Below are 22,199 nucleotides of genomic sequence, written 5' to 3' on the forward strand. Positions count from 1 at the left end.
TAGCCGCCGACCGGCCATCCGGGCCGGTGGCGTCCCGCCCTCACTGCCGGGAAATGAGCGTGGCGTAGTCCTCGCGAAGGTCCTTGACGCTGTAGCCCTCGGTCCAGATGACCTGCACCCGATGATCAGCGCCGACGCCCAGGATCTGGGAGCCGTGGTCCACCTCGTAGCCACCGGAGGGGAGCTTCTTGCCCTCCTCGATGGCGATGCCCATGGAACTGGCGATGCCGGAGATCACGTCCAGATCTCCCGTCACACCGATGAACGACTCGTCGATGCGCTCCAGGTACGCCTTCATCACTTCGGGGGTGTCGCGCGCCGGGTCGGTGGTCACCATGACGAGCGTGACGGAGCTGCCAAGCCCGTCCTGCATCCGCCGTTTGGCGGTGGCCATGTCGGCCAGTATCCCGGGACAGATGTCCGGGCAGTTGGTGTAGCCGAAGAACAGCGCCATGGCTTTCGTGGTGGGCGAGGTGGCCAGGTTCCAGGGGTTTCCGTCCTGATCCGTGAGGTCCACGTCCGGCATCTCGAAGCCATCCGTGAGTCCGGTGCCGTGGTAACCATCGTCGTCGGCCTGCACGCTGGCGGGTGGCACGTCGGAGCCACAGGCCGCCAGTGGTACGAGCAGGAGCGCGCCCAGCAGGCTCCGGCGAGGGATCACGCCCGACCCCTCCGAACGCCATCGGCGAGTTCGTCGACGAGGGCGCGGAGCCGGTCGAGGTCACCGGGCATGTCGGCGCCGTCCGAGTCCAGGCAGCGCAGCAGCGCCGAGCCGACGATGACTGCGTCGGCATACTTGGCCACCTCCGCGGCCTGGTCGCCGTTGGAGACGCCCAGCCCGATGCCCACGGGGAGCTGGTGGTCCGCGGCCCTGGCACGGCTCGCAATCACGGGCGCGGCGGACGACGTGGTGGTGCGCGTGCCCGTGACACCCATGACGCTGGTGGCATACACCCAGCCGCGACAGGCGGCCATGGTGGAGGCGATGCGATCATCGGTGGAACTGGGCGCGACGAGGAAGATGCGGTCCAGCTCGTACTTGTCCGTGGCGGCTCGCCACACCCCGGCCTCGTCGGGTGTGAGGTCGGGCGTGATGACGCCGGCGCCACCGGCCTCCTTGAGGTCGCGGGCGAACTCGTCGGGGCCGTACTGCTCGATGAGGTTCCAGTAGGTCATGACCAACGGGGTGCACCCGCGCTCGGCAACGGCCCGGGCGGCGCGGAAGGCGTCTCGCGTGCGCACACCCCGACTCAGGGCCTTGGTGGTGGCGTGCTGGATCACGATGCCGTCCAGGACCGGGTCGGAGTACGGGATGCCGATCTCCACGAGGTCGACTCCCACTCCGTCAGTCAGGGCACGGAAGGCTTCCAGGCTCTGGTCCACGCTCGGGTACCCCACGGGGAGGTACGCGATGAGGGCTGCACGGTTCTGTGCCGCGCAGGCCGCCAGAACCTTGCCGGAGATCCCGAGGCGGGACTCGTCGGTGAACCTGTTCGTGGCCACGCTGCTCATTCCATGCCTCCCACGACCATGTCGGGCTCCCCTGACATGCCGAACCACTCGAAGGCGGTGCTGACGTCCTTGTCCCCTCGGCCTGAGAGGCACACGAGGATGGTGGGGCGGGCATCCGGCTGCTCCTCGGCCAGACGCAGTCCGAGCCGCTTCACGCCAGCCAGGGCATGGGCGGTCTCGATGGCTGGCATGATGCCCTCGGTCCGTGTCAGCTCCCCGAATGCCTGCATGGCCTCGGCGTCGGTGACACCCTCGTAGGTGGCGCGACCGCTCTTGGCCAACCATGCGTGCTCGGGGCCGACGCCCGGGTAGTCCAGTCCGGCCGAGATCGAGTGCGACTCGATGGTCTGGCCATCCTCGTTCTGCAACACGTAGGTGCGGGCGCCGTGCAGCACCCCCATGGTCCCGGCGGAGATGGTGGCCGCGTGGCGGCCCGTCTCGATGCCGTCGCCAGCCGCCTCGTAGCCCCAGAGCTTGACACCTTCGTCAGGGATGAAGTCGGCGAACATTCCGAGGGCGTTGGAGCCACCCCCCACGCAGGCTGCGACGTGGTCGGGCAGCCCACCGTGGTCCTCGATCATCTGGGCACGCGCCTCCGTCGAGATGATGCGTTGGAGTTCACGCACCATCCAGGGGAACGGGTGCGGGCCGGCGACGGTACCGATGAGGTAATGGGTTGTCTCGACGCTGGAGACCCATTCGCGCATGGCCTCGTTCATGGCGTCCTTGAGCGTGCGGGACCCGGCGGCGACGGCGTACACCTCGGCGCCCAGCAACTGCATGCGTGCGACGTTCAACGCCTGGCGCTTGGTGTCCACCTCCCCCATGTACACGCGGCACTCCAGCCCCATGAGGGCGGCGGCGGTGGCGGTGGCCACACCGTGCTGCCCGGCGCCCGTCTCGGCGATCACACGGGTCTTGCCCATGCGCTTGGTGAGCAGGGCCTGCCCCAGCACGTTGTTGATCTTGTGGGCACCCGTGTGGTTCAGGTCCTCGCGCTTCAGCAGGATGCGGGCGTTGCCGCACAGCGTGGAAAAGTTGTCGGCCACGGTGATGGGGGTTGGCCGACCCGAGTAGTCGCGCTGGAGCCGACGCAGCTCCGCGATGAACGTCGGGTCCTCGCTGGCGCGGGAGAATTCGGAGGCAAGTTCCGCCAGCGCCGCGTTCAGCGCTTCGGGCACGAACTTGCCGCCGAAGTCACCGAAATGGCCAGTGGCGTCGGGAAGCAGGGTCATGACTCCCAGACTACCGGCTCTGGTGAACCGTCCCCGCCGTCGGATCGTCGGCGGCCGGGGCCTTGTCCTGGACGTGGCCGTGGTGGTTCTTCGGCCAGGGAAGAACGTGCAGCACACCCACCACGACGAAGCCACAGGCGACGCCGAGGATCAGGGAGCAGAGGGTGTTGACGACCCAGACCAGGGCTGCACCCACGCCTGGCGCGTCGATGACGAAACCTTCCAGCCAGTGCACGAACGCGTAGGGGGCGTGCAGGCCGAGTTCGTCGATGCCCACCAGGAGGATGTGCCCACCCACCCACAGCATGGCGAAGATGCCGACGACCGACAGTGTGGTCAGCACCTTCGGCATGGCTGCCACGAGCCCACGCCCGACGGCCTGCGAGCGTGCGGAGTCGCGGCCGGCCAGGGCCAGGCCCACGTCGTCCATCTTCACGATGAGTGCGACGACGCCGTACACCAGGGCCGTGATGCCCAGGGCCACGACCACGAGGATGACGGCACGCGAGATGAACCCCTCGGCAGCCACCTCGTTCAGCGAGATGACCATGATTTCGGCGCTCAGGATGAAGTCGGTGCGGATGGCACCACTCACGACGGTTCCCTCGGCATCTCGCCCCTGCAGCACTGCAGGCACTTTTTTCTGGGGTTCGTCGCGACGGAGCCACTCGAGGAGTTTCTCGGCGCCCTCGAAACACAGATAGGTGCCCCCCACCATGAGCAGAGGCGTCAGAAGCCACGGCAGGAACTGGCTGAGCAGAAGGATGACGGGGAGGATGATGAGCAGCTTGTTGCGCAGCGAACCGATGGCGATCTTCTTGATGATCGGGAGTTCACGGTTCGGGTTGACGCCAGCGACGTACTGCGGGGTCACGGCGGTGTCGTCCACCACCACGCCCGCAGCCTTGATGCTCGCGCGGCCCGCGGCCGCCGCCACGTCGTCGACGCTGGCGGCAGCCAGTTTGGCAAGCGCGGCAATGTCATCGAGGAGTGCTGCGAGTCCCCCACTCATGCGCGGACGGCCCCGACGAGGCCAGCGACGGCGCTGCGTGGGTCACCGTGACGCACCAGGGCCTCGCCCACGAGGATGACATCGGCACCCTCCCCTGCCACGCGGGCGGCGTCGGCGGGCGTCAGGATTCCGGACTCCGCCACCTTCAGTGCGTTCTCGCCGATGCGTTCGGCGAGCCCGCCGAAGGTGGCCAGATCCACCTCGAGTGTCTTGAGGTTGCGGTTGTTCACTCCGATGAGTTCCGCGCCGATGCCGAGTGCCCGGTCGACCTCCTCGGCGGTATGGGTCTCCACGAGCGGGGTCATGCCCAGTTCGATGGCGAGGTGATGGAACCGGCTCAACTGGGCGTCGGTGAGGGAGGCGACGATGAGTAGCACCATGTCAGCGCCGTGGGCGCGGGCCTCGAAGAACTGGTACTCCTCCACCATGAAATCCTTGCGCAGGACGGGCACGTCCACCCGGTCGCGGACGGCGTCAAGGTCGGCGAGGGTGCCGCTGAAGCGCCGCTCCTCCGTCAGCACGGAGATGGCGGAGGCGCCACCGAGAGCGTATTCGGCGGCCAGGGACGCGGGGTCGGTGATGACGGCCAGATCGCCCTTGGAGGGCGACCGGCGCTTGACCTCGGCGATCACGGCCAGCCCCGGGGCCCGGAAACGGTGCATCGCGTCCAACGGTGCGGGGACCTGCAGCGCGGCGGCCTCGACGTCGGCGAACGGGGTCCTGGCCATCCGGATGGCCAGGTCCTCGCGGACACCGACGACGATGTCGTCGAGCACGGTCATCCGGGCTGGCCCATGCCCATTGCCTTCAGGACCATGGTGGCGAGTCCGGCGAGCAGGATGATCGAGCCACCGATGATGACGAGAAGCCACATGGGGCCCATCACCGCCCCGATGGACGCGACGATGAACCCGATTGACGCCGTGATCGAACCCACCCAGGCAGCAGGGCTGCGTCCGTGGTGGTAAAACTGTGGGGTCCTCGCCATGGCAGGGGCCTTTCTGGTCATTCCTTGGAACTGGTCGTGTCGAGATTATCGCGGATCCTGGCCATCGGGTTCGTTTGCGTCCGTGGTGGGGTCGTCGCCGGCATCAAACTGCTTCCACAGATCCCTCACCGGCTCCCTCTTGCGTGCCGCCGCGCCCTGCCGCCAGGCGGGGCCCCGACGGATGGTCGCGACGGCAGCCACGGCCAGGACGCCGGCGAACACCGCCGCGAGCCACGCCCAGCCCCCCGCCAGCGCGGCGCTCGCCAGAGCCCCGGCGGCGAGCATCACACCCAGGACTCCCATCACGCGCAGGCCGGGCCCTTTGAGCATGGCGGACAAGCCGACGCCGGCAGCCGAGGCCCACCCCAGCGCCTGCACGGCGGAGGCGCCCGCGCCCAGTCCCGAGAACGCGATGCCGAGTGCACCGATCACCGCGAGAAGCGCCGTGAGCCGACCGGTCATGCGGGTGCCTGCAGTGCGGCAGCCCTGCCCAGTGCCGATATGACGGCGGCAGCCTTGTGGGAGCACTCCGCGTCCTCGGTCTCCGGTACCGAGTCGGCGACGATGCCGGCGCCAGCCTGCACGTGCGCCACGCCGTCCTTCAGCACGGCGGTGCGGATGGCGATGGCGACGTCGGAGTTGCCGGCGAAGTCGAAGTAGCCCACCACGCCACCGTAGAGCCCGCGGCGGCTCACCTCCAGTTCGTCAATGATCTCCATGGCACGCACCTTGGGCGCACCGGACAGGGTGCCGGCGGGGAAGCAGGACAGGGTCGCCTGCAGTGCGGTGCAGCCCTTTGCGATCCGTCCGCTGACTGCTGCCTCGAGGTGCATGATGTGGCTGTAGCGGTGGATGTTCATGAACTCGTGCACCACGACGGTGCCCGGTTCGCTGATCCGGGCCAGGTCATTGCGGCCAAGATCCACGAGCATGATGTGCTCGGAGCGTTCCTTGGGGTCCGCCAACAACTCCTCGGCCAGGGCCTTGTCCTGTGCATCCGTGGCGCCGCGGGGCCGGGACCCGGCGATGGGACGCGTGGTGGCCACGCCGTCCTTCACGGTGACCAGCGCCTCGGGGCTGGAGCCCACCACGTCGAAGCCCGGGAGTCGCAGCAGGTACAGGTACGGGCTGGGATTGGTGAGGCGGAGGCAGCGGTACACGTCGAGGGCATCTGCGGAGTTGTCGATGTCGAAGCGCTGGGAGACCACCACCTGGAATGCCTCCCCGGCGTTGATCTCCTCGATGGCAGCACGCACTGCGCCCCGGTAGGACTCGGGGTCGCGCTGGCGGCGCACGGTGAGGGCCACGGGGTCGGCCACGGGCTGGGCCAGCGTGCGTCGCGGTTCCGTCAGCTGACGGGCCATCTCCTGCACCGCCACCACCGCTTCCGCATGGGCGCGCTCGGCACCCTCGTCGCCACCGTCGAAGTTGATGGCGTTGGCGATGAGCCACAGCTCGGACGTGTGGTGGTCATACACGGCCAGCTGGCTGGTGAGCATCATGATCATCTCGGGCAGCCCCAAGTCGTCAACGCAGCTGTCGGGCAGCTTCTCCAGGCGTCGGACGACGTCGTAGCCCATGTAGCCCACCATCCCCGCGTGGAACGGCGGCAGCCCCGGGGTGGCGGGGGTTGCCAGCTGCTCGAGCGTTTCCTGCAGAACCGCGAGCGGGTCGCCGTCACCGATTCCGACGAGTTCACGCCCCTGCCAGGTCGCCTGCCCGTCGACCTCGGTGAGCGTCGCGGCGGCCCGGACCCCTATGAAGGAGTACCTGGACCACACGCCCGCCTCGGCCGACTCGAACAGGTAAGTGCCCTCCCGGTGCCCGCAGAGGGCGTCATAGATGCCGATGGGGGTGATGTCGTCGGCCAGCATCCGCGCGTGGACGCTGATGACGCGGCGCGTCAGGGCGAGTTCGACGAACTCCTCGAGCGTGGGATTGATGGTGATCACGCGACGTCACCGTCGCGCAGTTCCGTGAAGAAGCAGGTCCGGTTCCCGGTGTGGCAGGCAGCACCTTCCTGCCGGACGCGGAGCAGGATGGTGTCGCCGTCACAGTCGAGGCGCACGGACTCCACGGCCTGGGTGTGCCCCGAGGTCTCCCCCTTCACCCAGTATTCGCCCCGGCTGCGGGACCAATAGGTGGCACGCCCCGTGGCCAGGGTGCGACGCAGCGCCTCCTGGTCCATCCATGCCAGCATCAGCACCTCACGAGTGGCGCCATCCTGCGCGACGGCGGGCAGCAGCCCATCGGCATTGAACTTCAGTTGCGGTCCCATGGGCGACATTGTGGCATCCCCTTGCGTCGAGGCTGGTCACCTGCCAACTAGGCTTGCACCCATGACTCTTGCCCAACGCCAGCGCGCACAGCTCCTCGACCTCTTTCTGGAGCTCGGTCCCTTCGCCCCCACGCTCTGCGAGGGCTGGAAGACCCAGGACCTGGCCGCCCACCTGTTCATCAGGGAGCACAAGCCCCAGGCGATGCTGGGCATGTTCTCGGAGAGGTTTGCCGCCATCACCTCCCGCGTGCAGATGGAGGCGCTGCACTCCCATGGATTCGTCGGACTCATCGACCGGCTGCGCAAGCCCAGCCTGATGATGCGGCCACTGGACTCGCTGGTCAACGGTGCCGAGTACTTCATCCACCACACGGACGTGCTGCGCGCCAACGACAGGGACCAGGAGATCAGCCCCAAAGACGAGGAGACGCTGCGCACTCCCATCAAGATGTTCGCGGGCAAGACCGCGAGGACCTATGGCGACAGGGTTGTGATCGACACCAACGACGGCAAGCAGCTGGAGTTCGGCCAAGGCACCCGCCCCGTCCACCTCATCGGCAAGCCGTCGGAGATCCTGCTGTTCGTCTCCGGCCGCACTGACCACGCCAATGTGCAGCTTGTCGGGGAGCCGGATGCCGTGAAGAAGTTCACCGAGGCGGCAAGCGGCATCTGAGAGGGACCCCCGCCCCCCGCGTGATCAGTGCAGCGCAGCACCAATCACGTCGGCGACGAGTTTCTCCACGTCCTGCGCGGGCTGGGGGTCGTAGAGGAGCTGGGCCGCCAGGCCTGCGCTGAAGGCGAGGACCAGCCGTGCGAGGGCCTCGTCGTCGAGGCGCGCAACGAGTTCGCCCTCAGCCCGTCGCCAGGCGAACAGCCGCACCAACTGCGCGCGAATTCCCTCGTCGGAGGTACGGATGGCCTCCGCGATGCGGTCATCGAAGGGCGCCCTGTCGGCGAAGGCCACCCCCACCACCACGGCCGCACGACGCTGGGCATCCAGCGGGAGCGTGGCGAGGATGAGCCCGACGAGCCACCGCTCTAGCGTCGGTTTGGCCGGCTCCGCCGACACGCTGCTGTTCACCTGCGCCTGCGCCCGGTCGAGGGCGGCGTGAAGAAGCTCCTCCTTTGACGCGAACGCTTTCTGGACGGCTCCCAGTGACCATCCGGACTCCGCCGCGACCGCCCGGAAGGACAGGGCGGGCAGGCCCTCCCTCGCCACGATGCCCAGCGCAACGTCTGCGAACTCCGCAATGCGAGCCGACATGATCTCCTCCAAAAATCGTTCCGCGGACCTCTTGATTCCCTCAAGAATACAGGTGTATCTTCGGTGGGGGAATACACACGTATTCCACTGAGGAGATCTGAGATGTTCACCACCACACGCCCCACCAGCCGCCCACTTCGCCCGTACGTGACCCTCGTGGCCATCACCGTTGGACTGGTCCTGTTGCTGGGTGTCGTCGGCACCACCAGCTATCTTCTCGGCTTCACGGGGTACGCGCCACTGGTCGCCGCCTACATCCCGCTGGCCGTCGTCATCGCCATCATCCTCACCGTGCGCCACGCATGGGTTCCCGTCGGATTCCGGCCCGTGCGCACGCACAACGCCGGCGCCGTGGCCGCCATGGTGCTGGCGGCCCTCCTCCCGATCAGCGTGCTGGCAGGCGCCCAGGGGCTCTCCACATCGGCTGCGGGGATCCTGGGGTTCGCGGGGATGGCGATCCTGGTGGGCTTCGTGGAGGAGGCCATCTTCCGCGGGATCCTGCCGAGGGTGTTCTGGTCGCGAGGCACCATCGAGACCGTCGTGGTCACCTCCATCGCCTTTGCGGTGGCGCACGCGGTGACGGGCCTGTCCCCTGATCAGAGCCTGGTCGCCACGCTCCGCACCATTGGTTTCGCGTTCCTGTTCGGCGTCCTCGCGTCCGTGCTGGTGCGCACCACCGGCAGCATCTGGCCCGCCGTCGTCCTGCACGCCACCTTCGACATGGCCGGATTCGTCCTGACGCCCCGCTCGACACTGGTCACCGACAGCATCAGCATCGCGCTGGCAGCGGTCGTTGCCATGGCGCTCATCCTCATCGCCCGCCGCGCCCCGCTTCCTGCGTAGCACCGCCATGTGTTCCCCGAGTGCCTGTCGCGACGACGGAGAAGAACACCACACCGTGTTCCCTGGGCAGCCCCCGCGACGAAGCAGCAGGGCACCCCATCCATGCCCTGGCCGCGGCGCTCACACTCAGGAGACACAGCATGTGGTCAGGAGCGGGATGTGACCTCATCGATCCGCACCTTGCGGGACTCCCGCAGCGACAGCGTCAGCGCGTCTGCCGTGGCAATGGCGGCCGTGGCTGCCGACCCGTCAGTGAGGGCCGCGAACTCGGCGAGCGGTTCGCCACCCAGCACCAGGCCCTGGAAGTAGTCCAGTTCCTCGTCGATGATTCCTCGCAACCACCGGGGCGGCCGATCCTGCGGGCTGCCATAGATGATGGGGCCGTCAGTGCCCCGGTCGGACTGGATGCCACGACGCTCATCGTCCTCCTGACGGGTGCGGTGCAGCAGAAACTGCTCGGCCCGCTCGGGCGTCCGCACCTCGCAGCCCACCTCGCGCATGTCGATCCGTACGGCCCCGAGGCTTCCCTGGATGAGGATGTGGTGCTCGGGCCAGCGGAACGCCGATCCGTACTCCATGGCCGCGAACCCCTGGTCGAACTCGAGGCTGATGACCAGCATGTCGTCCTCGTCACCGAAGGTGGCGCCCTGGTGCGCTACGTTGCCGCCGACCATGGTGGCCACCCGCGCCGGCCCCATGATCGACTGCACCAGGTCCAGTTCGTGGATGTGGTGGTAGAGGTGGCCCCCGGAGAGCTCCCGCTGCTTCTTCCAGCTCACCGACGGCTTGGGATCCTCCCAGCCGGTACGGACCGCCCGGCAGAACAGGACGTCACCGATCACGCCGTCGGCAATGAGGGACTTGGTGCGACGCACGCCGGCCATGAAGTGCGTGACGTGACCCGCCATGAACAACACGCCAGCGGACGTCGTGGCCTCCAGCATGTCCGCGCAGTCACGGTACGACAGCGCGATCGGCTTCTCGCAGAACACGTGCTTGCCCGCCTGGGCCGCCAGCAGTACAGGCTCCAGATGTGCCCAGTTCGGCGAGGCCACCACCACCACGTCGACGTCCTCGTCGCGGCAGAGCTCCTCGACGGTGCCGGCGACACGGGCGCCGAGTTCGTCCGCCACCTGCCGGGCGTTCTCGGGGTCGTGGACGACGCTCACCACAGCGTCCGGGCGGGCGGCGAGGCTGCGCCCCATCTCCGCCCCGAAGTAGCCGGTCCCGACGATGCCGTATCTCACAGTGCCCATAGGTGTGTGTATCACGGCTGGAGCCGCCCAGGACAGGGTCAGCCGAGCTCCTCCAGCACCAACTCCCGGACGCGACCGGCGTCTGCCTGTCCACGCATCGCCTTCATGACCTGGCCAATGAGTGCCCCGATGGCCTGGTGCTTGCCGTCACGGATTCTGGCGGCCACGTCAGGGTTGGCGGCGATGGCCTTGTCAACGGCCTCCTTGAGGGCGCCGTCGTCGGAGACGATGGCGAGTCCGCGAGCGTCCACCACCTCGCGGGCACTGCCCTCCCCCGCCAGGACACCCTCGAAGACCTGGCGCGCCAGCTTGTCATTGAGTTCCCCCGAGACCACCAGCGCGCACACTTCGGCCACATCCCTGGGCGTGATGGGCAGTTCCTCCAGCTCGACGCCACCCTCGTTGGCACGGCGGGCCAGTTCACCCACCCACCACTTGCGGGCGGCCTGGGGCGGCGCCCCGGCAGCGACGGTCTCCTCGATCATGTCCATGGCCCCGACGGCCACGATGTCGCGCATGGCCAGTTCATCGGCATCCCACTCAGTCGCAAGGCGCTTGCGCCGCGCGACGGGCTGCTCGGGCAGCGTGGCTCGCAGCTCCTCGATCCACTCGGCGCTGGGCGCGATCGGGACGAGGTCGGGCTCCGCGAAGTAGCGGTAGTCCTGCGCCTCCTCCTTGGACCGGCCGGAGCGGGTGGTGCCGGTGGCCTCGTCGAAGTGACGGGTCTCCTGCTTCACCCGGCCTCCGTCCAGCAGCAGCGCCCCCTGCCGGCGCATCTCGAAGGTGATGGCCCGCTCGACGGAGCGCAGCGAGTTCACGTTCTTGGTCTCGGTGCGGATACCCAGCTCCTGTGCACCCTTGTGCGCCAGCGAGATGTTGGCGTCGCAGCGCAGCGAACCGTGCTCCATGCGGACGTCGGAGACTTTGAGTGCGCGCATGAGGTCACGCAGGTGCGACACGTAGGCCTTGGCCACCTGCGGTGCCTTAGCACCCGTGCCCAGGATCGGCCTCGTGACGATCTCGATGAGGGGGGTGCCGGCACGGTTGTAGTCCAGGAGGGAGTACTCAGCGCCGTGGATGCGACCGCTGGTGCCCACATGGGTCAGCTTGCCGGCGTCCTCCTCCATGTGGGCGCGCTCCACCTCGATGCGGAACATCTCGCCCTCCACCTCGAGATCCACCCAGCCGTCGTGGGCGATGGGCTCGTCGTACTGCGAGGTCTGGAAGTTCTTCGTCATGTCCGGGTAGAAGTAGTTCTTCCGGGCAAAGCGCCCCCAGGGCGCGATCTGGCAGTTCAGTGCCAGTCCGATGCGGATGGCGGATTCCACGGCCTTGGCGTTGACCACGGGCAGTGAGCCGGGAAGACCGAGACAGACGGGGCAGGTCTGCGAGTTGGGTTCGGCCCCGAAGGTGGTGGAGCAGCCGCAGAACATCTTGGAGGCCGTCGACAGCTCGACGTGCACCTCCAGTCCGATGGCCGGGTCGAAGCTCTCCAGCACGTCGTCGTAGTCGAGAATCTCAGTCATGCGAACACCGCCTTGGTCTCGGGCAGGGGCTTCATCTGCTGCAGCAGCGGTCCACCCCAGGTTTCCTCCAGCACCGCCTCCAGCCAACCGCCGATGCGGTACAGCCTGTCGTCGGCCAGCGGCGGGGCCATCACCTGCAGGCCGATGGGGAGACCCTCATCGGATACCCCAACGGGGAATGAGGCCGACGCGTTGCCGGCCAGGTTCGACGGGATGGTGCAGAGGTCGGCCTTGTACATGGCGAGAGGATCATTCATCCGCTCCCCCAGCTTGAACGCCACCGTGGGCGTTGTCGGGGACACCAGGACATCGCACAGCTCGAATGCAGCGTCGAAGTCCCGTGCCACCAGCGTGCGAACCTTCTGCGCGGACCCGTAGTACTGGTCGTGGTAACCGCTGGAGAGGGCGTGCGTACCGATGATGAGGCGACGCTTGACTTCTCGCCCGAATCCCTCGCCACGAGTGATGCTGGTGACGGCCTCGGCGCCGTTGGTGCCGTCGTCACCGCACCGCATGCCGTAGCGCATGGCGTCGAAGCGGGCCAGGTTGCTGGAGACCTCGGCGGGGTGGATGAGGTAGTAGGCGCTCAGCGCATACGTGAAGTGGGGGCAGGAGACCTCGATGACCTCGGCACCCGCCTCCTTCAGGAGCTCCACTGCTTCGAGGAACCTGGCCTCCACGGCCACGTCGTAGCCCTCCCCGCCCAGTTCCTTGACGACGCCGACACGCATGCCGCGCACGTCACGCAGTCGCGCCGCGTCGGCGAGGGCAGGTACGGGCCGGTCGATCGACGTGGAGTCGCGCGGGTCGTGCCCGGCCATCACCTCGTGGAGCAGCGCCGCGTCGAGGACGGTGCGGGCCACCGGCCCGGGCTGGTCAAGGCTGGAGGCCATGGCCACGACGCCGAAGCGGGACACACCGCCGTAGGTGGGCTTGACGCCGACCGTGCCCGTCACGGCGCCGGGCTGGCGGATGGAGCCGCCCGTGTCGGACCCCACGGCCAGGGGCGCCAGGAACCCGGCCACCGCGGCCGAGCTGCCGCCGCCGGATCCACCGGGGATCCTGTCGATGTCCCACGGGTTGCGGGTGGGGCCGAACGCGGAGGTCTCCGTGGAGGAGCCCATGGCGAACTCGTCCATGTTGGTCTTGCCGAGGATCACGAGGCCGGCGTCGCGCAGCCGCGTGATGATGGTGGCGTCATACGGCGGGACCCAGCCCTCCAGCATCCGGGACCCGCACGTGGTGGGCAGGTCACGGGTGCAGAAGTTGTCCTTGACGGCGATGGGGACACCGGCGAGCGGGCCCAGCTCCTCGCCGGCGGCGCGGCGGGCGTCGATGGCGCGCGCCGTGGCCAGCGCACCGTCGGCGTCGACCGCCAGGAACGCATTCAACGTGGGGTTGAGCGCCTCGATCTGCTCGAGGTGCGCTCGGGTGAGTTCCTCGGAGGTGATCTCGCCGGCGCGCAGCATTGCGGCGAGTTCGTGGGCTGGTTTCGTCAGCAACGTGGCGTCGGTCATGCGTCCTCGCCCAGGATCTGGGGGACGCGGAACCGGCCGTCCTCGGTGGCGGGGGCCCCTGACAGTGCCTGCTCAGGCGTCAGGGACGGCGTGACGACGTCGTCCCGCATCACGTTGGTCAGCGGCAGCGCGTGCGTCATCATCGGGATGTCGTCGCGGGCAACCGCGGCCACCTGATCCACCGAGGACAAGATGATGTCGAGTTCGGGTGCCAGTTCAGCGCACTCCGCCTCGGTGAGGTGGAGGCGGGCGAGCCCGGCGAGCCGGGCAACGTCGTCAGCGGTCAACGCCACGATTCGCTCCTAGGGAGAGGGGGCTTCAGGTCTTGAAGGACGCGCCCATCCTAGGGGTTCTGCGCGAGCGTCCCCCAGTCAGGCCACCGGCTTGGCGTCGGTGGCGTCCAGGACGCGGAGCAACGGGGCGTAGTGCTCCTTCACCGCGATGCAGTACGCCTCGACGTCACCGGCTTCCGCAGCATCCAACACATCACCGTGCGCCCGGGCGGTCAGTTCGATGTCATCGGGAGTGGGGATCGACAGCTGCGGCAGCACGGCGGTGTGGACGTCCCAGAACGCAGCGACAAGTTGCGAGACCATCTCGCGTCCGGTCTCCCGAAGCAGCTGGGTGTGGAACTGGCGGTCCGCAGCAGCGAACGACTCCCCTCGCTTGGCGGCCTGCACCATCTCGTCCACCAGTGCGTGCAGGCCCTCGTTGCGTGTGCCTGCGAAGTGCCCGACGATGCGCTGCGCGAAGTTGAGGTCCAGACTCATCCGCACGTCCACCACTTCACGCAGCGCCCGGAAGTCGTCGCCGGGGCTGATGATGGAGCGAAAGGCAAGGGTCTCCACGAGCGGCTGGAGGGACATGGACCCCACGAACGTGCCACGCCCATGTTGGACCTCGACGATGTCGAGGGTCTGCAGGGTACGGATGGCCTCGCGCACGGAGGAACGGGAGACGCCGAGCTGGTCACAGAGCTCCGACTCACTGGGCAAGGGGTCGCCTGTTCGTAAACCCTGCGACAGGATGAACCGCTTGATCTCGCGGGCGGCCTCGTTTGCCAGGGACCCGCTTGCACGAATGCCCTGCCTCGGGGGTGCACCTTGCGTCATTGCTTCCTCATCCCTGCTCCGTGTCGGGGCCACAGGTGTTGCCCCTCCCGATATCCAACCGTAACTATGGCAACCGTTGCCTCATTGACGTTTATGTGTTTATTATAGGCATACGTCAGTCATCAGACGTCAGAACAATCTAGGAGTTCAACGATGCATCTCCCCGAGGAAGCCCGGATGGGCCTGTCCCGCCGTTCCTTCGTGAAGCTGATCGGGGCGACAACCGCCGCCGCCGGCATCACCGCCAGCCTTGCGGCATGTGGCACCACCACCCCCGCAGAAACATCTGCTCCCGCGCCCACCGGCGGCACAGAGTCGAGCGCAGCAGGCACACCCGCCGCTCCCTCGAACGACGGCGCCATCACAGCCGGCATCTCGTACGAGCTCGGCACCAACGGCTACGACCCCATGACCACCACGTCGGCGCTGACCCTGGCCGCCAACTGGCACACCATGGAGGGTCTCACCGAGATCCACCCCGCCACCCGCGAGGTCTACGCGGCACTCGGCGCCGACATGCCCACGATGATCGACGACAAGACGTGGGAAGTCGCCCTCCGCGACGGCGCCGTGTTCACCAATGGTGACGCCGTCACCCCTGATGACGTCGTGTTCTCCTTCCAGCGCGTCCTCGACGAGGCCAACCAGTCCCTCTACGCGGCCTTCCTGCCCTTCCTGGACTCCGTGGCCAAGAAGGACGACACCACCGTCACCTTCACGCTGAAGTACCCCTTCTCCCTGGTCCCGGAGCGTCTCTCGGTCGTCAAAATCGTCCCGAAGGCGGCTGTTGAGGCCGACGCGAAGGCGTTCGACCTGGCGCCCATCGGCACCGGTGCCTACACGATGACCGACAACGGCGCAGCGTCGCAGAAGGTCATCTTCGAGCGCAACGACAAGTACAACGGCCCCCATCCCGCGCTCGCCGCGTCGATGACGTGGCAGATCCTGCCCGACGCCTCCACCCGTACCAACGCCATCAGCTCGGACACGGTGCAGGCCATCGACTCGGTCCCCGCCTCGGACCTCGCGACCCTGTCGCAGAGCAAGAGTGTCGCGGCCCAGCAGGGCTTCGGGCTGGTGTTCGCCATGTTCAACTGCGGCTCCGAGCCCATGAGCAACGTGAAGAACCGCCAGGCCGTCATGTACGCCCTGGACTACGACCAGATCTGCTCCGTCGGCATGTCGGACCTGGCCACCCCCGCCACCTGCTTCGTCCAGAAGGAGCACCCCTCCTACAAGGAGGCGGCCACCGTCTACACGAAGGACACGGAGAAGGCCAAGGCCATGTTTGCCGAGACCGGCCTCACGAGCGTCCGCCTGCTGGCGTCGGACCACGACTTCTTCAGCGCTGCACGCCCCATCATCAAGGAATCCCTGGAGGCCGCCGGCCTCAAGGTGACCTACGAGGAGAAGAAGTCCAGCGACGTCTACGCCACGATCGACGGCAAGCCTGACGCCTTCGACATCGTCGTTGCTCCGGGCGACCCGTCGGTGTTCGGTGACGACGCCGACCTGCTGCTGCGCTGGTGGTACGCCGGCGACACGTGGACCGATTCACGCATGCACTGGAAGGGATCCGAGTCCTACATGGCCGTGCAGGACCTTCTCGACAAGGCCGGCGAGGCCTCCGGTGTTGACCAGGTGAAGCTCTGGCAGCAGGTCTTCGACCTCGTCGCCGAGAACGTGCCGCTGTACCCGATCTTCCACCGGAAGACCCCGACGGCGTTCAACCCCGACACGCTGCAGAACTTCAAGCCGCTTGCTGTCACGGGACTGTCGTTCGTCGACGTCTCCTCGTCCAACTGATCCACCCGCCGCGGGCGGGGAGCATTCCCCCCGATCGTTCCCCGCCCGCCCGGGTCCAGTCCGTGAAAGAGTCCCCCACGCGGGGTAGACGAGTGCAAAGGAGCAACCGTCTTGTCCAACCTCATCCGTCTGCTCGGTCGACGCATCATCGCGTTGCCGATCATGGTGTTCGGGGTCACGTTGCTCGTGTTCGTCGTCATGTCGTTCTCGAGCGCAGATCCCGCCCGTCTGGCGCTGGGCGAATCCGCCAGCGCACAGGCCCTGCAGAACTACCGGGAGCTCAACAATCTCAACGACCCGCTGCTCCTGCGGTTCTGGGGCTACCTGACACACCTCGTGCAGGGCGATCTCGGCACCTCCTTCGTGGGTGTTCCCATCTCCGACATGGTGGCGAAGTCCTTCCCCATCACCCTGCAGTTGACGTTCCTCGGCCTCATCCTGGCCATCATCGTCTCCACCCTGCTCGGCGTGATCGCGGCGATCTACCGCGACAGGTGGCCCGACCAGGCCATCCGCGTGTTCTCCATAGCGAGCCTCGCGACACCGTCCTTCTGGCTGGCACTGCTGCTCATCCAGTGGCTCGGTAATGTACCCGGTGGCGCCGGCCTCTTCCCCGCCGTCATCACCGACTGGGTCTCCATCGGTGAGAACCCCGCCGCCTACGTGGACCAGGTCTTCCTGCCCACCGTGGCCCTGGCGATCCCCGTGGCAGGTTCGTTGACCCGCGTCGTGCGCACGGCCATGGTGGAGGAACTCGACCGCGACTACGTCCGCACCGCCATCGGCGCCGGCATTCCCAAGCACGTGGTCATCGGCCGCAACGTGCTGCGCAATGCGCTGATCACCCCCATCACCGTGCTCGGGCTGCGGGTCGGCTATCTCCTCGGTGGCGCCGTCGTCATCGAGATGATCTTCAACATCCAGGGGATGGGCCAGCTGATCTTCCAGGGCATCACCCGCAACGACGTCAACATCGTGCAGGGAGTCACCGTCACCGTGGCCATCGCCTTCATCGTCATCAATGTGCTCGTGGACCTCCTCTACGTGCTCGTCAACCCGCGGATCAGGAGCGTATGATGCTGTCCGCCGAGTCAAAGACGAAGCTTCAGACCCCGGGCCTGCGCCTGCCGTCGCTGAAGTCGCTGCCCGTCAGCTCACGCATTGCGCTGGTGGTCGTGGCCATCGTGGTCCTCATGGCCGTCTTCGCGCCGCTCATCGCCCCCTTCTCCCCCGGCGCCTCCGGTCTCGTCCCGGCCGACAAGATCGTCTACACCGAGGTCAAGATCGAGGGTGTCGGCATTCAGAAGCTGCCCGACAACGCCATCGCGCCTGATCCACAGTTCTGGTTCGGCACCGACGCCAAGGGCCGCGACATCGCCTCCCGCGTCATCTTCGGCTCCCGCGTGTCGCTCATCGTCGGCCTGAGTGCCACGGGCATCGCCCTCCTGGTTGCCGCGGTCCTGGGATCCATCGCCGCCACCGCCCGCAAGTGGGTGGCAGAAGTGCTGATGCGCATCCTCGACATCATCATGAGCTTTCCCGGCATCGCGCTGGCCGCCGTCCTGGTGTCGGCGCTCGCCACCCGCCTGCCGATGCTGCCCGTGGTGATCGCCTCCATCGCGTTCCTCTACGTGCCACAGCTGACCCGCGTGGTCCGGGCCAACGTCATGTCACAGTTCGGCGAGGACTACGTGTCCGCCTCCAAGGTGATGGGCGCACGCACCTCATGGATCCTCGTCAAACACGTGGCCCGCAACTGCCTGGCACCCATCATGGTGTTCGCCACCGTGCTGGTGGCCGACGCCATCGTCTTCGAGGCGTCGCTGTCGTTCATCGGCACCGGCATCAGCCCCGTCAACACGCCCACCTGGGGCAACATGCTCTCCGAGGGCAAGTCGCTGTTGCTGTCCGGCCACTGGTGGGCAACCTTCTTCCCGGGCCTGTTCATCCTCATCACCACCCTGTGCCTCAACATCCTCTCCGAGGGCCTCACCGACGCCATGGCCTCGCCACGCGTGAAGGTCCACGTCGACGTTGACGCCGACGAGGCCGCCCTGCGCGGCGAGAAGGCAGCCGGCGGCATCGCCGCCAGCCACGCCTCGCAGGCCGAGTCGCTGCGTGCACGCCTCGCACACCTCAAGGCGTCGGAGTCGCTGCGGACCGACCGCCTCGTGCTGGCGCACCCGGATGCGGCCCCCCTCCTGGAGGTCATCGACCTGAGCATCTCCTTCCCCGGCGCCCACGGCGACGTCAACATCGTCGACAAGGTCTCGTTCACTGTCCGGCCGGAGGAAACCATGGGCCTCGTGGGCGAGTCCGGCTGCGGCAAATCCATCACGTCCATGGCCATCATGGGCCTCCTGCCGGACACGGCACGGATCACGGGTCGGATCATGTTCGACGGCGTCGATCTGCTGTCGCTCAACCCCAAGGACCGCAACGCCTTGCGGGGCCATGAAATGGCGATGATCTACCAGGACGCGCTCAGCTCGCTGAACCCGTCCATGCTGATCCGCGCCCAGATGAAACAACTCACCAAGCGCGGCGGTCAGCGCACGGCTGAGGACCTCATGGAGCTGGTGGGCCTCGACCCCGTGCGCACCCTGAAGTCCTACCCGCACGAGCTCTCCGGCGGTCAGCGCCAACGCGTCCTCATCGCCATGGCGCTCACCCGCAATCCCCGCCTCGTGATCGCCGACGAGCCCACCACGGCCCTCGACGTCACAGTGCAGGCACAGGTCATCGACCTGCTCAACGACCTGCGCACCAAGCTCGGGTTCGCCATGGTCTTCGTCAGCCACGACCTCGCGCTGGTGGCCGAGGTTGCTCACCGGATCACGGTCATGTACGCCGGCCAGGTGGTGGAGCAGGCCTCCACCACGGACCTGCTGAGCGATCCGCGCCACGAGTACACACGCGGGCTGTTGGGCGCGGTGCTCTCCATCGAGGAAGGGGCCGACCGCCTGCACCAGGTGCCCGGCACCGTCCCATCGCCGCGCGAGTTCGTGGCGGGCGATCGCTTCGCACCCCGCTCGTCCCATCCGGGACTGGGCCTGACGCAGCGCCCGGAACTGGTGCCCATCGACGGTTCCGACCATGTGTTCGCCAGCACCCCCGAGTTGCAGGACGCCCTCGCGAAGGAGGCACAGCATGCCTGAGAAGTCAGCAGCCAACCAGGAAGCGCCGGTCATCGAACTGCGCAACGTGCATGTGGTGCACAAGGCCCGCACCGGCAAACTGTTCCGCCCCGACAAGGTGCACGCCGTCAACGACGTCACCCTCAGCGTCTCGCGCGGCGAGACCGTCGGCATCGTCGGGGAGTCCGGATGTGGGAAGTCCACCACGGCCCGTGTCATGGTGGGCCTCCAGGGCGTCACCGACGGCGAGGTGCTCTTCAAGGGCGAGACGATCGGCAACTCCTACGCCGAGCGGCGCAAGCTGGGACGGTCAGTCTCCGTGGTCTTCCAGGATCCGGCCACGGCGTTGAACCCCCGCATGACTGTCCGCGACACCCTGCTCGACCCCTACAGGGTGCACGGCATCAGCACGCCGCGCGACCGGCTGGCCAAGGTCAAGGAACTCCTCGAACTGGTGGGCCTCCCCCAGTCCGCGCTCGACGTCCTGCCCCGCCAGATCTCCGGGGGGCAACGGCAACGAGTCGCCATCGCACGCGCCCTCACCCTGGAGCCGGACGTCATCATCGCCGACGAACCCACGTCGGCGCTGGACGTCTCGGTGCGGGCACAGGTGTTGAACCTGCTCAGCGACCTCAAGGAAAGGCTCGGCCTCGGCCTCGTCTTCATCAGCCACGACATCAACACGGTGCGGTTCGTCTCGGACCGGATCGGCGTCATGTACTTCGGGAAACTCGTCGAAATGGGTCCGACGGACGAGATCTTCCTTCATCCCAAGGACCCCTACACCGCCAAGCTGCTTTCCGCCGTTCCATCCCTGCTCAAGGAGCCATCAGCATGACCCAAGAATTCGTCGGCATCTACCCCCCGGTCGTCACCCCCTTCACCGCCGAGGGTGACATCGACTTCGCGTCCCTCGACCGCGTCGTGGACCACCTCATCGACGGCGGCATGCACGGACTGTTCGTCATGGGCTCCACCGGTGAGGTGGCCTACCTCACCGACGACCAGCGCGAGTCCGTGGTGTCCGCCATCGCCGCCCGCACGGCCGGCCGGGTGCCGATACTCGTGGGCTGCATGGAGCAGACCGCCCCGCGCGTCATCCAGCAGGCTCACCGCGCCATCGCCGCCGGCGCTGCCGGCATCGTGGTCACGGCCCCGTTCTACGCCCTCAACTCGATGTCGGAGATTGCTGAGCACTTCCGCATGGTGGCCGCCGCCGTCGACGTACCCGTGTTCGCCTACGACGTCCCCGTCCGTCTCGGCGGGGTCAAGCTGGCCCCCGAGATGCTCGTGATGCTGGGCACCGAGGGTGTCATCGCTGGCGTGAAGGACTCCTCCGGCAACGACGTCGAGTTCCGGCGCCTCATCGCCCTGAACCGTGCCGCCGGCTCCCCGCTGAAGCTGTTCACCGGCCACGAGATGGTCAACGAGGCCATGATGCTCATCGGCGCCGACGGCATGGTGCCCGGCTTCGCCAACGTGGACCCGGCCCGCTACCGCGCGCTGTGGGATGCCTGCGTCGACGGCAAGTGGGAGCACGCCGTCGCCATCCAGGAGGAGATCAACGCCGAGTTCCAGGTGGTCTTCATGCCGCGGGGTCGCGGCGGCGACGGCACCGGTGTTGGCGCGTTCAAGATCGCCATGCACCTCCTGGGCGTCATCGACCAGCCCACTCAGCCCCGCCCGCTCGCGGACTTCACGGCTGAGGACATCTCCGCCGTGCGTGAGGTCCTGGTGCACACCGGGCTGCTCGCATGACCGACCTCGTCGACGGCCTGGCCGGACGCCTCGTGGTGTCCTGCCAGGCCTACCCGGGGGAGCCGATGCGCGATCCCCGCACCATGTCGCAGGTGGCTCAGGCCTGCGTGGCCGGCGGTGCGGCCGCCATCCGCGTACAGGGCCTGGAGGACATCAGGGCCACCGTTGCCGTCATCGACGTGCCCGTCATCGGGTTGTGGAAGGACGGCGACGAGGGTGTCTACATCACCCCCACGCTGCGCCATGCACTGGCATGTGCGGAGGCCGGTGCCCACATCGTGGCCATCGACGCCACGTCGCGCCCCCGTCCCGACGGGTCCACCTTCGCCGGGATCGTCCGGGGCCTCAAGGAGCGGTACCCGGACGTCCTCGTGATGGCTGACTGCGGATCCGTTGATGACTGCGTGCGGGCAGAGTCCGACGGCGCCGACATCATCGGCACCACGCTGGGGGGCTACACGCAGGACCGCAACAAGACGGTCGGCCCCGACTTCGAGTTCGCACAGGAGGCCATCCAGGCATGCACCAGGCCCGTGGTGGTGGAGGGTCGCGTCCACACGCTGGAGCATGCTGCTGCCGTCATGCGGCTCGGCGCCCACGCCGTCTGCGTCGGCACGGCCATCACGCACCCCAGCACCATCACGGGGTGGTTCGCCGCAGCGGTCAGGGGGTCCTGAGCTTCGTCAGGACGAGTGCGTCCCCACGTGGAAGGCGGGAGCCGCCTGGGGCTCGGTGAGTGCCAGATAGAACATCCGGCCGAGGAAGAACACCCCGACGGCCAGCAGAACGGCCAGGAGGGGAACCAGCACCCTCTGCCACTTCTTCCAGCGAGTGCTGGGCACTTTCTGGGGACCCCAGTCGCCGATGCGCGGCTGGGCGCGCATCGGGCTCTTGCCATTGAGGTTCAGGTCGGAGAAAACGCGCACGATCAGCAGTCTAGCCACCGCATCGCGAC

Annotated in this window: 24 protein-coding genes; 8 read left to right on the forward strand and 16 right to left on the reverse strand. The window is 67.6% G+C overall.

What is annotated here, in order from left to right; genetic code table 11:
- Positions 1–40: 40 nt before the first annotated feature.
- The 9 genes from EAX62_RS11695 to hisI are packed head-to-tail and all read right to left on the reverse strand — an operon-like array spanning position 41 to position 7,034.
- A complete protein-coding gene (locus tag EAX62_RS11695) occupies positions 41–661 on the reverse strand; it encodes an SCO family protein (RefSeq protein ID WP_121901905.1) in 621 nt (206 codons plus the stop codon).
- Positions 658–1,512, reverse strand: coding sequence for a tryptophan synthase subunit alpha (gene trpA, locus EAX62_RS11700; RefSeq protein WP_121901906.1), 855 nt, complete (start codon positions 1,510–1,512; stop codon positions 658–660). The genes EAX62_RS11695 and trpA overlap by 4 nt, the downstream gene beginning before the upstream one ends.
- Positions 1,509–2,747 (reverse strand): tryptophan synthase subunit beta, encoded by a 1,239-nt coding sequence (trpB, locus tag EAX62_RS11705; protein WP_121901907.1) that lies wholly within the window; start codon positions 2,745–2,747, stop codon positions 1,509–1,511. Before trpB ends, trpA begins: the two co-directional genes overlap by 4 nt.
- A gap of 10 nt (positions 2,748–2,757) precedes the next feature.
- Entirely contained in the window at positions 2,758–3,759 is a 1,002-nt protein-coding gene (locus EAX62_RS11710) for a DUF808 domain-containing protein (RefSeq protein ID WP_121901908.1), read from the reverse strand.
- Positions 3,756–4,541 carry an indole-3-glycerol phosphate synthase TrpC gene (gene trpC, locus EAX62_RS11715; protein ID WP_121901909.1) on the reverse strand — a complete coding sequence of 262 codons (786 nt, stop codon included), beginning with the start codon at positions 4,539–4,541 and terminating at the stop codon, positions 3,756–3,758. Before trpC ends, EAX62_RS11710 begins: the two co-directional genes overlap by 4 nt.
- Positions 4,538–4,747: an HGxxPAAW family protein gene (locus tag EAX62_RS11720; RefSeq protein WP_121901910.1), complete on the reverse strand. Its 210-nt coding sequence runs from the start codon at positions 4,745–4,747 to the stop codon at positions 4,538–4,540. Before EAX62_RS11720 ends, trpC begins: the two co-directional genes overlap by 4 nt.
- A gap of 45 nt (positions 4,748–4,792) precedes the next feature.
- Positions 4,793–5,209 (reverse strand): hypothetical protein, encoded by a 417-nt coding sequence (locus tag EAX62_RS11725; protein WP_121901911.1) that lies wholly within the window; start codon positions 5,207–5,209, stop codon positions 4,793–4,795.
- Complete coding sequence (locus EAX62_RS11730; protein WP_121901912.1) at positions 5,206–6,699, reverse strand: anthranilate synthase component I; 1,494 nt, start codon at positions 6,697–6,699, stop codon at positions 5,206–5,208. The genes EAX62_RS11725 and EAX62_RS11730 overlap by 4 nt, the downstream gene beginning before the upstream one ends.
- Positions 6,696–7,034: a phosphoribosyl-AMP cyclohydrolase gene (gene hisI, locus EAX62_RS11735; protein ID WP_121902145.1), complete on the reverse strand. Its 339-nt coding sequence runs from the start codon at positions 7,032–7,034 to the stop codon at positions 6,696–6,698. The genes EAX62_RS11730 and hisI overlap by 4 nt, the downstream gene beginning before the upstream one ends.
- Positions 7,035–7,086: 52 nt before the next feature.
- Between hisI and EAX62_RS11740 the strand changes: the two genes are divergently transcribed.
- A complete protein-coding gene (locus tag EAX62_RS11740) occupies positions 7,087–7,698 on the forward strand; it encodes a TIGR03085 family metal-binding protein (protein ID WP_158600658.1) in 612 nt (203 codons plus the stop codon).
- A gap of 24 nt (positions 7,699–7,722) precedes the next feature.
- Here the strand turns inward: EAX62_RS11740 and EAX62_RS11745 are convergent, their stop codons facing one another.
- Entirely contained in the window at positions 7,723–8,289 is a 567-nt protein-coding gene (locus EAX62_RS11745) for a TetR/AcrR family transcriptional regulator (RefSeq protein ID WP_121901914.1), read from the reverse strand.
- A 102-nt stretch (positions 8,290–8,391) separates the two neighbouring features.
- Here EAX62_RS11745 and EAX62_RS11750 point away from each other — a divergent pair, with 102 nt between their 5' ends.
- Entirely contained in the window at positions 8,392–9,132 is a 741-nt protein-coding gene (locus EAX62_RS11750; RefSeq protein WP_121901915.1) for a CPBP family intramembrane glutamic endopeptidase, read from the forward strand.
- A 146-nt stretch (positions 9,133–9,278) separates the two neighbouring features.
- On the opposite strand, the gene EAX62_RS11755 is transcribed toward EAX62_RS11750, so the two are convergent.
- From EAX62_RS11755 to EAX62_RS11775, 5 genes are all read right to left on the reverse strand, one after another.
- Entirely contained in the window at positions 9,279–10,388 is a 1,110-nt protein-coding gene (locus EAX62_RS11755) for a Gfo/Idh/MocA family protein (RefSeq protein WP_121901916.1), read from the reverse strand.
- 38 nt (positions 10,389–10,426) lie between these two features.
- Positions 10,427–11,914, reverse strand: coding sequence for an Asp-tRNA(Asn)/Glu-tRNA(Gln) amidotransferase subunit GatB (gene gatB / locus EAX62_RS11760; RefSeq protein ID WP_121901917.1), 1,488 nt, complete (start codon positions 11,912–11,914; stop codon positions 10,427–10,429).
- Entirely contained in the window at positions 11,911–13,431 is a 1,521-nt protein-coding gene (gatA, locus tag EAX62_RS11765; protein ID WP_121901918.1) for an Asp-tRNA(Asn)/Glu-tRNA(Gln) amidotransferase subunit GatA, read from the reverse strand. Before gatA ends, gatB begins: the two co-directional genes overlap by 4 nt.
- Positions 13,428–13,727 carry an Asp-tRNA(Asn)/Glu-tRNA(Gln) amidotransferase subunit GatC gene (gatC, locus tag EAX62_RS11770; RefSeq protein WP_121901919.1) on the reverse strand — a complete coding sequence of 100 codons (300 nt, stop codon included), beginning with the start codon at positions 13,725–13,727 and terminating at the stop codon, positions 13,428–13,430. The genes gatA and gatC overlap by 4 nt, the downstream gene beginning before the upstream one ends.
- 75 nt (positions 13,728–13,802) lie before the next feature.
- The gene (locus EAX62_RS11775) at positions 13,803–14,543 is read right to left on the reverse strand and encodes a FadR/GntR family transcriptional regulator (RefSeq protein ID WP_121901920.1); all 741 of its coding nucleotides are present in this window, start codon (positions 14,541–14,543) and stop codon (positions 13,803–13,805) included.
- 153 nt (positions 14,544–14,696) lie between these two features.
- Between EAX62_RS11775 and EAX62_RS11780 the strand changes: the two genes are divergently transcribed.
- From EAX62_RS11780 to EAX62_RS11805, 6 genes are all read left to right on the forward strand, one after another.
- A complete protein-coding gene (locus EAX62_RS11780; RefSeq protein WP_199711270.1) occupies positions 14,697–16,349 on the forward strand; it encodes an ABC transporter substrate-binding protein in 1,653 nt (550 codons plus the stop codon).
- A 111-nt stretch (positions 16,350–16,460) separates the two neighbouring features.
- Positions 16,461–17,426: an ABC transporter permease gene (locus EAX62_RS11785; protein WP_121901922.1), complete on the forward strand. Its 966-nt coding sequence runs from the start codon at positions 16,461–16,463 to the stop codon at positions 17,424–17,426.
- Complete coding sequence (locus tag EAX62_RS11790; protein ID WP_199711271.1) at positions 17,423–19,507, forward strand: dipeptide/oligopeptide/nickel ABC transporter permease/ATP-binding protein; 2,085 nt, start codon at positions 17,423–17,425, stop codon at positions 19,505–19,507. Before EAX62_RS11785 ends, EAX62_RS11790 begins: the two co-directional genes overlap by 4 nt.
- Positions 19,500–20,324 (forward strand): ATP-binding cassette domain-containing protein, encoded by an 825-nt coding sequence (locus EAX62_RS11795; RefSeq protein WP_121901924.1) that lies wholly within the window; start codon positions 19,500–19,502, stop codon positions 20,322–20,324. The genes EAX62_RS11790 and EAX62_RS11795 overlap by 8 nt, the downstream gene beginning before the upstream one ends.
- Positions 20,321–21,244 (forward strand): dihydrodipicolinate synthase family protein, encoded by a 924-nt coding sequence (locus EAX62_RS11800; protein ID WP_121901925.1) that lies wholly within the window; start codon positions 20,321–20,323, stop codon positions 21,242–21,244. The genes EAX62_RS11795 and EAX62_RS11800 overlap by 4 nt, the downstream gene beginning before the upstream one ends.
- Entirely contained in the window at positions 21,241–21,921 is a 681-nt protein-coding gene (locus EAX62_RS11805) for an N-acetylmannosamine-6-phosphate 2-epimerase (RefSeq protein WP_121901926.1), read from the forward strand. Before EAX62_RS11800 ends, EAX62_RS11805 begins: the two co-directional genes overlap by 4 nt.
- Positions 21,922–21,927: 6 nt before the next feature.
- On the opposite strand, the gene EAX62_RS11810 is transcribed toward EAX62_RS11805, so the two are convergent.
- Positions 21,928–22,170, reverse strand: a complete 243-nt coding sequence (locus EAX62_RS11810) for a hypothetical protein (RefSeq protein WP_147454097.1) — start codon at positions 22,168–22,170, stop codon at positions 21,928–21,930.
- Positions 22,171–22,199: the final 29 nt, after the last annotated feature.

Source organism: Tessaracoccus antarcticus (genome assembly GCF_003688855.1).
GTDB lineage: Bacteria > Actinomycetota > Actinomycetes > Propionibacteriales > Propionibacteriaceae > Arachnia > Arachnia antarctica.